12 protein-coding genes and 1 pseudogene are annotated in these 11,911 nt (G+C 59.5%); 9 read left to right on the top strand and 4 right to left on the bottom strand.

Annotation, left to right across the window (positions count from 1 at the left end):
- Positions 1-92: 92 nt before the first annotated feature.
- The gene (locus tag ACP7D4_RS25280; protein ID WP_426212029.1) at positions 93-4,007 is read right to left on the bottom strand and encodes a CARDB domain-containing protein; all 3,915 of its coding nucleotides are present in this window, start codon (positions 4,005-4,007) and stop codon (positions 93-95) included.
- A gap of 66 nt (positions 4,008-4,073) precedes the next feature.
- On the bottom strand, positions 4,074-4,577 hold the full coding sequence (locus ACP7D4_RS25275; protein ID WP_426212027.1) for a hypothetical protein: 504 nt from the start codon (positions 4,575-4,577) through the stop codon (positions 4,074-4,076).
- Positions 4,578-4,901: 324 nt separating this feature from the next.
- Here ACP7D4_RS25275 and ACP7D4_RS25270 point away from each other — a divergent pair.
- The 5 genes and pseudogenes from ACP7D4_RS25270 to ACP7D4_RS25250 all read left to right on the top strand — a co-directional run bounded on the left by ACP7D4_RS25270 (position 4,902) and on the right by ACP7D4_RS25250 (position 8,369).
- Positions 4,902-6,159, top strand: a pseudogene (locus ACP7D4_RS25270) (IS1380 family transposase).
- Positions 6,160-6,268: 109 nt separating this feature from the next.
- Positions 6,269-6,583 carry an IS66 family insertion sequence element accessory protein TnpA gene (gene tnpA / locus ACP7D4_RS25265; protein ID WP_426212025.1) on the top strand — a complete coding sequence of 105 codons (315 nt, stop codon included), beginning with the start codon at positions 6,269-6,271 and terminating at the stop codon, positions 6,581-6,583.
- Positions 6,583-6,960 carry an IS66 family insertion sequence element accessory protein TnpB gene (gene tnpB / locus ACP7D4_RS25260; protein ID WP_426212023.1) on the top strand — a complete coding sequence of 126 codons (378 nt, stop codon included), beginning with the start codon at positions 6,583-6,585 and terminating at the stop codon, positions 6,958-6,960. The genes tnpA and tnpB overlap by 1 nt, the downstream gene beginning before the upstream one ends.
- Complete coding sequence (locus ACP7D4_RS25255; RefSeq protein ID WP_426212021.1) at positions 6,957-7,424, top strand: transposase domain-containing protein; 468 nt, start codon at positions 6,957-6,959, stop codon at positions 7,422-7,424. The genes tnpB and ACP7D4_RS25255 overlap by 4 nt, the downstream gene beginning before the upstream one ends.
- A 15-nt stretch (positions 7,425-7,439) precedes the next feature.
- The gene (locus ACP7D4_RS25250) at positions 7,440-8,369 is read left to right on the top strand and encodes an IS66 family transposase (protein ID WP_426212020.1); all 930 of its coding nucleotides are present in this window, start codon (positions 7,440-7,442) and stop codon (positions 8,367-8,369) included.
- A 234-nt stretch (positions 8,370-8,603) separates the two neighbouring features.
- Here ACP7D4_RS25250 and ACP7D4_RS25245 read toward each other — a convergent pair whose 3' ends face one another.
- Positions 8,604-9,629: a hypothetical protein gene (locus ACP7D4_RS25245; RefSeq protein ID WP_426212018.1), complete on the bottom strand. Its 1,026-nt coding sequence runs from the start codon at positions 9,627-9,629 to the stop codon at positions 8,604-8,606.
- A 301-nt stretch (positions 9,630-9,930) separates the two neighbouring features.
- Between ACP7D4_RS25245 and ACP7D4_RS25240 the strand changes: the two genes are divergently transcribed.
- The 4 genes from ACP7D4_RS25240 (at position 9,931) to ACP7D4_RS25225 (ending at position 11,572) form a co-directional block, all read left to right on the top strand.
- A complete protein-coding gene (locus ACP7D4_RS25240) occupies positions 9,931-10,167 on the top strand; it encodes a helix-turn-helix domain-containing protein (RefSeq protein WP_426212017.1) in 237 nt (78 codons plus the stop codon).
- Positions 10,168-10,470: 303 nt separating this feature from the next.
- Positions 10,471-10,734 carry a hypothetical protein gene (locus tag ACP7D4_RS25235; protein ID WP_426212016.1) on the top strand — a complete coding sequence of 88 codons (264 nt, stop codon included), beginning with the start codon at positions 10,471-10,473 and terminating at the stop codon, positions 10,732-10,734.
- Entirely contained in the window at positions 10,735-10,863 is a 129-nt protein-coding gene (locus ACP7D4_RS25230) for a hypothetical protein (protein WP_426212014.1), read from the top strand. It abuts the gene before it with no gap.
- Between the two features lie 550 nt (positions 10,864-11,413).
- Entirely contained in the window at positions 11,414-11,572 is a 159-nt protein-coding gene (locus tag ACP7D4_RS25225) for a DNA-binding protein (protein WP_426212012.1), read from the top strand.
- A gap of 57 nt (positions 11,573-11,629) precedes the next feature.
- On the opposite strand, the gene ACP7D4_RS25220 is transcribed toward ACP7D4_RS25225, so the two are convergent.
- Positions 11,630-11,911 (bottom strand): hypothetical protein (locus ACP7D4_RS25220; RefSeq protein ID WP_426212011.1); only part of this gene is annotated, 282 nt, incomplete at its 5' end.

Genomic DNA, 11,911 nt, shown 5'->3' with positions numbered 1-11,911 from the left:
GAATAGCGTGTTGTGTCTCCCGTCCATGCCGCGTTCCCCGACAATTCGCATGTCAGGTTGGAGACCCGTGCAAACGGCGTGTCGAGCGCCTGCTAAATCGACGCGCGGTTGGTATCGAGCGTCACGGCGGCGCCCCCCAGCTGAGTGCCCGCCAGGTCCAGCACGCGCATCTGATACTCGCCATCGGGTACCAGGCTGCCACGCTGTCCCAGGCCATCCCAGCGCACGGCGCCGTTGAGCTGGTTCTTGAGCGCGTCGCCGCTGAAGGACCGCACCACTTTGGCGCTCTTGTCGAGCACATTGACGGTCACGTCGGCGGCCGTTTTAAGACGGAATCCGAGCGTCGTATCATCCTTGACGCCATCGCCATTGGGCGAAAAATAGCGGTTGGTGACGGAAAAATCGCCGTCTTGCGCGAGCATGTCGCGCTTGGCAGTATTGTTGGCCTTGGTTTTTTCAAGCACGGCATTCTCGGGATCGACGACGATCGTGATCGACCGGGTTTCTGCGGCCGTGCTGCCCGGCGCCTGGAACGTGAGCGTCTGCGCGCTCAGCCCGGCAAACACGGGGATCAGCTGGTCGGCGCCCAGCTGGCTGGCGCCTTCAAAGGCGCGCACCACGACATTGGTGGCGCCCTGCTTGCCCAGGTTGGCGAGGGTGGCTGAAATCGTGAGCGCGTCGCCCGGACGCGGCAACTCCGGCGTGACCAACAGGTCGCCGCCTGCAATGGCCAGGTCCGGCAAGCTATTGGCGCTGACGACGATGAACGCTTCGTTATCGTCGCGCGAAATATCGCTCAGTTTCGCGGCCGGATCGGCGACGAAAAACACCAGGTGATCATGCGCATCCGGATAACGCGTCCAGGTGGTGGTTACTGGCACGGACTGGCCGGGCGCGATCGAGGCGATGCTCTGCAGCGCGCCGATCAGTTTTCCCGCGGCGGGGTCGCCGTCGTAGAACGCGACTTCCACATTGGCCGCGGCGGCGGTGCCGCTGTTGCGCACCACTTGCGTCAGCGTGACCGCCGCGCCTTCGAGCACCTCGGCCGGGTTGACGGTGAAGTCCTTGAAATTGACGGTCAGATTGATGCCAGTGGTCTTGAGCACCTGGAACGGCAGTTGTGCCAGGTTATTACCCTCGTCCGTCTCGGCAAGCAGGTTATCCGGGTCGAGCTCCACCTTGAAACTGAGCTTGCCTTCCATGTCGGGCAACCAGGCCACGTCTTGCACGGCGCTGGCGCCGGCGGCCAGCTGCAGCGTGCGGCTGGCGACTTCCACGCTCTTGTCCGGGCCGACAACCGAATAGCGCACCCTGAACGGGGGCGAATCCTGGGTGCCGGCATTGCGAATAGTGGTCTTGAAATTGGCGTCCGCCCCAAAAAAAACGGGATCGTGGGCGATGCTGGTCTTGGTGGAATCGGCTTCCACGTCGAGCCCCGCGGCCGTTTCGACCAGCACGGTAACGCTGTTGTTGGTCTTGTCGGCTTCGCTGACGGCGTTGTCCGGGTCGATGACGATCAGGTAGCTGGTGACGCCGGGCCGGGTCACGCTGGCCGCAAAATTGACGACCTGCTGGGTGCGTCCGAGCAGGTTGATGATTTTTTCGCCGACAATCGGCGCACCTGGCAAGCCGCTGTCGCGCAAGACGATGCGCACGCTGGCGGCGTCGGTGCGGCCGATGTTGGCCACCGTGGCCGAAATCGACATCACCGTCGGCAGCCGGGTCGGATGCAGCGGCGTGGCGCTCACGTCCGACAAATTGATCGACAGTTCGGTCGCGGCAGGCGCGGCGCGCACCGACAAATTGAGCTGGGCGCGATTGTCGGCCTTGGTCGCTTCCGTGAGCAAGCCGTCAGGATCGACCTTGGCGACGATGGTGTGAACGCCGACCTTGTCCAGCGTATTCCACAAGACCTTCAATTCCACGCTGTCACCCACGAGCAGGGCCGGCACATTCAGGTCGGCGCCGATCTGCTGGCCGCCACTGGCGGGGTCGCCATCGTACACGCGCGCCGAGCCGGGCGGGGCCGACGCGGTGCCACTGTTGCCAACCTTAAACGAGAGCACGACCTGCTGGCCGTCGAGCGGCGCGACAGGGTTCGCCTTGAGCTCGCCCGCGGTCCAGTTGAACAGGCCCGAGCTTTTCATCAGGCGCACCGCCAGCGCAGTGGAATAGACGCTGCCATCCCAGCTGCCGTCGCTCTGTTGCGAGGAGGTGATAAAGGCAATCGCCGCTTCGGCGCGGATCTGGCCGAGCGCGTTTTGGGTCAGCAGCGCGGCCAGCACATTGGCCGTGTCGTGCACCGTACTTGCCGCTTCGCCGAAGCCGCCGTCGCTTTGCTGGCGCGTGGCCAGGAAAGCGATGGCTTTTGTATACAGCGCAGGCGCGGACGCGCGCCCTTTGAGCGCCAGCAGCACGGCCGACGACACGGCGGTGCGCGACGCGCCACCCACGTTGTTGCCCCAGCCGCCATCGGGATTCTGGTGCGCGACGAGGAACGCGGCAGCGCCGTCGAGCTTGCCGCTGGCCGTACTGCCTTCAAACGGCAGCAGCGCTTGCAAGGCAAGCGCCGTGTCGAGCGCATTGCTCTGATAGCGCGGGGCCACGCCCCAGCCGCCATCGGCGTTTTGCATGGCCACCAAACGCGCCGCCCTGTCGCCCGGCGCCACACCTACCGCCGTCAGCGTGCGCAACTGGCGCGCCAGGTAATCGGTATTGGCCGGCGTCTCGGCGGCGATCCAGTCGAGCGCGCGCCGGCGGCCTTCAAAGGCCCCGGCGCCAGGTTCGGACAGCGTCTCGATGACCACTGCACTGTCGCGCATGGCGGTAAATGGATTGTCTTTCCAGAAACCTTCGGGCGCCTGGCGCGCGCGCAGCCAGTTCAAGCCCTCGCTGGCATTGGCGGCGCTCTCGCGCGCCGTGGCGGGCGTACCGGGCATTACCACGGTGTCGCCTTTTGGCTCCAAATACGAGCTCACCAGCGCGCGCCCGCCGGTGAGCACCGCCAGGCGCGCGGCCACGGCCTTGCGTACATTGTTGACGGCCGCGACGTCGGCATCGGTCGCCTCTTTTCCATCGCGCGACAAGAGCACGAAGGCGAAGCGGAATTCTTTCTGCGAAGTGGCGGCATCCGGTTCGCGCGCGCCTTCGGCGGCGATCACGTCATCGATCGCGATCATGCGCTTGCTGCCGCTGACCGTAACATCGTTTTGCGGATATCGGGTTTTGTCGATTTCGGAATTGGTGATCAGCATGAAGGGAGGAACTTCCTCCTTGCGGTACATGCCCATCAAATACAGGTCCAGCGCACTGAAAAACTGGCGCCCGGCCACCGAGGTAAAGGTACCATTGCCGTTGTCGCGCCACTGATTGCCATACTCGACCGACGCGCCGGAATCGAGCAGAAAGCTCCAGTGCGACTTGTCCTTGCCCAGCAACTCTTCGCTCAGCTCGCCGTTGGGCAAGCGAATGCGCGTGTTGACGCCCCATTGGTGCATAAATTCGTGGGCGAAGGTCTGCAATACCTTGTCGAAACGCGCATCGTAGGGATTGGTCACGTAGCGGCTGAGCGCAGCCATGTCGATGAAACCCTGCAGCTTGCCCTTGCTGCCGAACATGGCGCTATTGTCGTACAGCGGCATGCCCAGGCCCTTGACCTTGTTCTGGGCGCTGGAGTGGAAGGCGATTGCCTCGCCGGTGTTGAATTCGAAGTTGGTAAACACCACGATGAAGTCGTAGCGATCCTGGTGGGTGCGGAAAAATTCCTTGGCGATGACGGTGCGCGGCTCATAGTTCGGGTTGCCGTCGGGCAGGTTTTCGTCGTAGCTGCCGGACAAGGTCATCAGCGAAATATCAGTCTTGTCGCGCTGAAAGCGCGCCTGGAAGTTGCCGGTGTTGGGGACCGCTGTCGGTGGCGGAAGCTCCGCGCGCGCCACCAGCGGCGCGAGCATACAGAGCAACAGCAAAGAAAGGGTAAAACCTAGCCTGGCAAGCGATCGATCGACCATGGATATTTCTCGAAGAGATGACCACGCTGGCCCGGGCGGCTGGCGTGTCCTGCAATGCAAGGTGGATTAGGGCTTGCGTACGGGGGTGGGCGGCGCGACTGCATTCGCGCCCTGCGCCGTCAGCGTGACCTGGACCGGGGGCTTGACCGCAGGGGCCGCTCCGGCGCTGGTGCCGAAGCGCTCGATCCGGGCAGGAGCACTACCCTGCCCTTTGTGCATCCAGACCATCTGGCTGCCGGCGCCGGCCAGGCCGGCCTCTTCGAGGATCAGCTTGCCCGGCAAGATTTGCCTGAGCAGCGCGCGGGTGCGCGGCACGGTGTCGCCAACGCGCACGGTAACGAGCTGCTGGTCGGGCATGGCAAAGACGGCGCGGCCGTCGGCCTGGCTCAGGGCGAGCAGCTTGATTTGTTCCAGCGCAACCACCGTGACGGCGCCGTGCAAGGAAACAGGAGTTGCGGGCGCATTCGCCGGGCGGGCGCTTGCCGTTACCGGGCGAGAGGTTTGCGCGGCAGCGAGGCCGGACAGGCAGACAAGAGTGGCAAACAGAGTCACGATACAGGTGCTTGGCATGGTTCCAATCGTTCGAACAAGCCAATCAGAGCGCGTTGACATGTTGCTATTTATTTATGATCGGAGACTTTAACCGCAATTACATTTTGTAACAGCAAGTATCTGTTTTTTGTGCAAAAAAGATGACTAGTTCGTTGCGAAATGGAATGTGCAAGGGGATTGTTAGAACTTTGCAACTGTTTTCAGCCTGGCGCATGGCGTATAAATTTTTTTTCAGAAATGCAACGGATGGGGCTTGCCCAGCCGTTAGCCTAAATTTTGCATAAAAAAGGGCAAGAATGCCGTAAGTGCTTGACAAAATGTGAGTATCTCGAAACACAGTTCATCAAAACGAACGCCACCTTGCCCGACATAAATTCTACTTCAGAACAGCTACGTTTTCCATCCATTCCCGGTCATACCATTCGTGCCAATTTTGACGGCGGCGGTTGGTCGTCCGACCTCGGGCCGTTGCTGCTTCGTGGTTTCGATCGTCAGATCGACCTGACCGAGCGATTGACGCAAGCTTCGGCCGACACTCGGCACGCCAGTTACGTCACGCATTCGCACTGCACGTTGCTGGCCCAACGCATCGACCAAATCGGCTGCGGCTACGCAGATGGCAATGACGCTAACAGCCTGCGCCACGATCCGATGTTCAAGCTTGGCGCCGGTCGTATGCCGTTCGGTGCGCACGCCGCGCTGGCGTCGGCATCGACATCGACATCGACATCGACATCGACATCGACATCGACATCGACATCGACATCGACATCGACAGTATCGCGCTTTGAGCACGCCACCAGCAGCAAGGATATTTATCGCCTCTGCAAAGCGCTTGTCGAACAATTCATCGCCGGCTTCGCCTATCCACCGAGCAGTCTCATTCTCGATCTGGATCAATCGGAAGATGCGGCGCATGGGCAACGGCCGCTGGCGTTTTACAACCTTCATTGCCGCAGTACCTGTTACTTGCCTCTCATGATATTCGATGGTCAGTCGGGGGCGTTGGCGGCCTCTGTTCTACGTCCAGGGAAAAGCCCGACCTGCGCCGAAAATGCCATGATCATGCGCCGTGTTCTCCCCTTGATTCGCAGGCACTTTCCGGAAACCCACATCCTGGTGGGCGGCGATGGCCATTTCGGCAAGCCGGAATTGATGCAAATGATCGCTGCCATGCCCAACATCGACTTCTTCTTCGGCCTTCCTGGCAACGTCAAACTGCAAGCGTTAGCAGAAAAAACAAAACAACGCGCTTGCGACCTTTGGGCATCGCTGCAAACCCAGGACGTGGGGCCGGAGGCTGTGCGCCTGTGCGATGAATACCAGTTCCCAGGCCAATTTCATGCGCCTGCTATTGCACGCCGCTGCCTACATCCTGCATCAATAATTGCGCACACAGGCACTGCGGCACACCTTGCTATCGCAAGCACAGCCATCGACCGTCATCAACAAACTGTTCAAAATCGCCGTCCAGGTCCGCCAAACAAAACAGCGCATCGTCTTGCATTTGCCAAGCGCCTGCGCGGTTAAGAGCCTACTCCACACCCTCGCCGAACCACTGTTCATCTGCGTGCCGACGAACATCGTCAACTCCTCCTGACAACGATTCGTCCGGTCAGTCGTGGTAAGCGGTAAGCCAGCGGCGTTATATCCGAGCAGCTTCCGCGTCGGCACAATCTCATCCATGTTCAACGCGATGGAGATTGGTCATGAATGGGATAGCCGCAAAACAATCACGTAAAGAAGTGGAATGGCGCCAACGGCTCGCACGTTTTGCCGCGAGCGGTCAGCAGATTAAGTCATTTTGTCAGGCAGAGTCGGTGTCGGAAGCGGTGTTTTATCGCTGGCGTAAGCAGTTGGCGGCAGTGGCCGGGGTGGCGCCGGCTGCCGGCTTCATCGACGCCTGCGTGATGCCACCGGCACCGGCAGTGCCGTCGATGACGCAGTGCGAATCGGCCGGTACAACGCTGCAAGTTCGCCTCGACCTGGGCTATGGTCTGGTGCTGCAGATCGTGAGGCGCTGATGTTCTTCCCCGAAGGTCAAATCCGTGTGTTCGAATACGGTCGGCCGGTCAGCATGCGTCTGTCCTACGATGGCTTGTACGCACTGGCGAAACACACCATGCAGCAGGCCCTGCTGTCAGGCAATCTATTCGCCTTCATCAACCGGCGCGCCAACCAGATCAAGGTGCTGTACTTCGATCGCAGCGGCTGGTGCGTGTGGGCCAAACGACTCGAAAAAGGCCGCCTCCTAAACAATTGGAACACGGTAAGCACGCGTGAAATGGACTGGACCGGTCTGAAGCTTCTGCTCGAAGGCATCGAGCCGAAACGCGTGCGCCGTCGCTACAAAAATTCTGCGCTGACAGCGCAAAATATGAGCCCAAACGCGGGCGCATGAAATACAATTTCTATATGCGAGCCGATCTCGATTCCGCCCAGTCCACGCCTGCAGATGCGCCCGCGCTGACGCCTGCGCAGTTGGTCGATTTGGTCGGCAAACTGGAACGCGACAACATCAATTTGCGCCGTCAAGTCGCATGGTTCCAGCGCCAGATATTTGGTCAAAAAAGCGAGAAGCGCCATCCTGAGCCAGAAGGTGTTCAGGGCGTTCTTGGTGTGGGCTTTAACGCCATTCCCGATACGCCGTTACCGGGCAAGAAAACGACGGTGACCACCCATGAGCGCAAGGCCAAGCCGGTCGACGCTGGCGCCGACGAATCGAGCTTGTTCTTCGATGAGAAGCGGGTGCCGGTGGAGGTGATTGCCGTGCAGAACCCGGACATGGAGCAGCTCTCGCCAGACCAGTACGAGGTGATCGGCGAGAAGGTCACGCACCGCCTGGCGCAGCGTCCCGGCAGCTAAGTTGTACTCAAATACGTGCAGCCCCTGATCAAGCGGAAAGACACGCAGGCCCTCTCGTGCCCGCCCGCTCCGGTCGGCGTGATTGACGGCAGCCGCGCCGACGTCAGCTTCGTCGTTGGCATGGTGATGGACAAATTCGACTACCACCTGCCGCTATACCGCCAACACCGGCGGCTCGACGATGCCGGTATCCGCGTCAGCCGGCCATGGCTGACGCAATTGATGCAATCGACCGTGGCGCTGCTCGAACCCATCTACGATGCGCAGCTCGAGTCGATACGGGCCAGTCGTGTCAAGGCGATGGACGAGGTGCCGATCAAGGCCGGCCGGGCGAGCCCCGGCAAGATGAAGCAAACCTATTTCTGGCCGATCTACGGCGAGCGCGACGAGATTTGTTTCACGCATTCGCCAGGCCGCTCTGGTCAGCATGTAAGCGACATGCCTGGCCTGTCGCCGCCCGACGATGGCGTGTTGCTCAGCGACGGCTATGCCGCCTACTCGAGTTACGCGAAGCAGGTGGGCCTGACGCATGCGCAGTTCTGGGCACACGCGCGCAGGGAAGTATTCGAAGCGAAGGACATCGAGCCTGCGCACGCCGAGAAGGCGCTTGAGCATATCGCCGCGCTGTACGCGGCGGAGGAGCATATCCGAAACAACGACTTGAAAGGCGCCGCCAAGCATGCGTGGCGCCTGGCGCATGCCAAGCCGGTGGCAGAACGCTTCTTCATGAAAATCTACATGGTTGGTAGACCGCGCCACTGCCACTCGTCCCTGTTTTGCCCATCTATCCATGTGCCGACTTTAGCTTGGTCGTTCTCGGTGCGCCATACCAGCCGTGTCTTCAGGGGCAGCCAGCCAGTGCGCAGCCTCGAACGCTGCCAGGGGTTAGCCGCGTGCCCAGCACCGCGCGTGCCGTCAGCGATTGGCCGAGCCTTCAGTATCTGAACGTCTTTTCCGACTAATCAGTAGACGTGGCAAAACGCCTGGTCAGGCCGCTGCGTCTTATGGTAGATCAAATAGATAGCAAGCCGTAAAAAAATGACACCGCTCGTGCTAAGCGACCTCCCAGAGGGGTTGCGCAACCTATAGATTAATAAACTATATGAATGATTTATATAGTTAATATTATTAATCAATCCAATGACTGTGTCGCGATAGGAACGTCGCTTAGATAGACGACTAGATATTCTCAGCATTTGACCGGTTGGACTCCGCCAACATCGTTGCTTGATCGTGCCGCGCTAAGATCGCTCGGCCGGTGGCATGCGCCATAAGCGTCTGCCACAACCCCGACTCAGCATCGGGCTGCTTCCGATTCCGTGACTGCCGCCATAGCAAGGACGGCGGCTTCCCAAACGCCACCATAGCAACGCAAACTCGGAGTTCGTTCGAGCCACCTCCCGAAAACGCAAGCGCCTTTGATGTCTCGTCACACTTAACATTCGGGAATACGTCGGTTACCAGCGCATCAAGCTCGGCCAAACCTCCTGCAATTGCAATTTCCTTTATCGCTGCCGTGGTCTGGCGATTCTCAACGCGGGTCACCGTTCTGACTCGTGCCTTCTCGGCTATTTCCTCACGCTGGGCGAGCACCCGGGCATTATGCGCAGCCTGAGTTGCGGCCTGCTCCAGCCTTTGTTTTTCTATATACGGTGCCGTCCATAATCCAAATGCTGACCCGATATAGTGCGTCGGATGGACAAACACGCCGCACCGATGACCAATCTGGGAAATGGCGGTTACCTGTTTGCTTGAGAGCCAACCTTGGGCGAGCCAGTGCTTAAAAATTTTCTCAATGAAGACATGACCGTGCGCATCCTTTTCCGCGCTCGCGCGCAGCAACGCCTCGAAAACGGGTCCCGCGTTGCCGTGAGCTTCACGGCCTCTCTCCTCCTGCTGCTGCCCGCGCCGCTCGAAAATGTCGTGGGGCAGTTCAATCTCCGCAGTCTCGTCCACGCCCTGCTCAGTCACCTCAAAATTGACGCCGCCAGTGCTGCTAGGACATTCACGAATTAGCCCGTGATATAAGGCCATGCTGTTCAAGTCTTCAACAGCCTTGACGTGTCCTACAGTGAAGGACTCCGTTAGGAATGATGAAAGAAAGTAGGTCTGGCTAGCAAGGGTAAAACTGCGGTGGCCGAAGTGCGTGAACGTTAGGGCCACGAACTCGAAGACGGTTAGATCTCTAATTTTGTTGTAGGACATAGTTTCCGTGATTCATTGCATGGAGAGGTTGAAAACCTTATCGCGGCTGTTCGGCCACTGCGGACTGCTGTTTGCGGGGGGCAGGGTTTGTGAGCGAAGACTGCCCGCCGGGTAAATTGCCGCCAAGGTACGCCACGCGCTGCCCGGCAGCATTTCCACGTCCTGCCACCAACCGCCACCTCCGCGCACGTGATCAGCTTTAGACGACATGATCGCCGCCGGCGATCGTTCTTCGATTCTGAGTATACTCTGAAGACTTAATCATACCGCAGGGACATGCTTTCTCCAAATTAATAGGAGGATGTCCTTGGATCCAGGGTTAGCGTTTGGAAAAGTCTTGCGGGCCGTTCGAACCGAGTCGGGCCTCACCCAGGAGCAACTGGCGCACGCTGCCGGCGTTGACCGCACGTACGTAAGCCTTGTGGAGCGCGGAATTAATCAGCCATCTATCAGGGTGATTTTTCGATTTGCCGCAGCGCTCGGACGCTCACCAACCGAGCTGGTAGGCTTGACCGAGGCACAGGCGAAACTGGATTAAAGTCTCGCTCGCAGCAAGGAAGCGCCCGGCGTTCGCCGGCCATACCGCTCTTGACCACTCCCTGGTCATCGAGCTCTCAAGCGGCGCCGCCGTCGATAGCCGCATATAAAAAGCAACCAAGTCATCTCCTGCATTGAGCGGCCTGATGCACCGCGCGCACCTGTTCGAGTTCGAGGGTAAGAGCTACCGGCTGAAGGAAGCCGCCAGCCGGCCAACTGGGCAGGTCGAGCAAGACGCAAAAACCAACCTGGCCGCGGCAGATCGACATACAATCGGCCTGTCCTGCCACCTACCGCTGGGGCCTTGGCGGTGATCAAGGAAAGAACGAAGGGTGCCAAGAGCATACGGTCCATCGGGCTTTGGAACGGCGAGGACGAGGACGAGGACGACGATGCAGCAAGTATGCTGTCGAGGAATGACGTGCTCGGCCGCACCGATGCGATATCGTTTCGGCTTGAGGTCGAGCCCCGCAAAGACTGGACGCAAGGCTCGGATCTGCTTCGATCTGCCAACCCGTTGTCGTACGTCGAGAAGAAAGTCTTCAAGGACCGACCAGGAGTGGGCTGAATGATCTACCTTCCCAAGATCTTTACGACCCAGCAGGTACCAGAAGCGCGCATGCTGGTGCCGGTGACGGGTACCGGGAAGAAGCAGCTCGGCACCATCATCGTTAGTGTCACCGACAAACCATTCTAGATCGGAAACGCAGCGCATGTAAAGATCGCGAACAATATCGACGTGCGCCTAGTCGACCAGGATTTATTGCCGATGTATGTAGACCTTTAAGACTTCATTCCTCGATGGCACGGCACCTGACCTGTAAGCCATGCCACCTCTCCTGCACTGCGGGACCAGTGCACTGAGCCCCCGCGCGTCACCGTCCAAAACCAATTCGCTGTGCCCTTCCCATCGAGATGATCAGGCGCCCGGGCGAACGCGCATAGCGATTGCGGCCAGACAGGTTGAGAGAAGCGGCGTCTGGGCGGTGGTGGGCAATGACTCGGGTATTCCGGCCGTTTACGTTGGCGCCCAACCCCGGCAGCTTTGCTCCAAGCCGAAAGTCTTTTCTTCGAAGCCACGACTTCGTGCAAATCCTGCCCCATCAACTGGCGGTGACTCACGCACGGGCCGGGCCCGTGGCAGTTCTACAAAGCCCTTCAAGGGCGCTGCAGCTTGCCGTCGATCAAACCACCGCTGCGCCCGAAAAGATAACGTAACGAAAAACATAACGTAAAACGTAACTCAAATGGAGATAGAAATGGGCCGGCATGCGGCAGTGACTTTTGAGCAGGTCTGCGCCGCGGCTGCAGCACTACGGGCCGACGGAACAACGCCTGGCGCTAAAGCGATCCGCCAGATGCTTGGTGACATCGGCAGCTTAGGAACCATCCAGAAACTCTTGTAGCGCATGCTGGCAGAAAAAGCGGGGCAGCCCGTTGCCACGCGCATGCTGCCGCCGGAACTACAAAGGACAATCTTCAATTTTGCCGATGAGGAAGTAACCCGTATTAACAGCGAGCTTGCAGTTGAGCTTGGCAATTCCAAGCGCGATATCGCAGATCTTGCCAAAGATAACGAACAGCTGGGAGAGCGCCCCCTGTGTCAAACTGTTGTGAGACAACTTCATCAGTCTAATTAAGGAAGTTGGCACACATATGGAATTGAACATGACACCAGCAGCAGAACACCCATCAGGCATTACGGAACCGGCATCAAGTGCAGAGGTGGTCGCTGTAGCGAGGCG

It is taken from the genome of Massilia sp. TWP1-3-3, assembly GCF_049897805.1.
Classification (GTDB): domain Bacteria; phylum Pseudomonadota; class Gammaproteobacteria; order Burkholderiales; family Burkholderiaceae_D; genus Telluria_A.
Note: the sequence above shows the minus strand (reverse complement) of the source record. Positions and strands in the feature narration are given on the sequence as shown.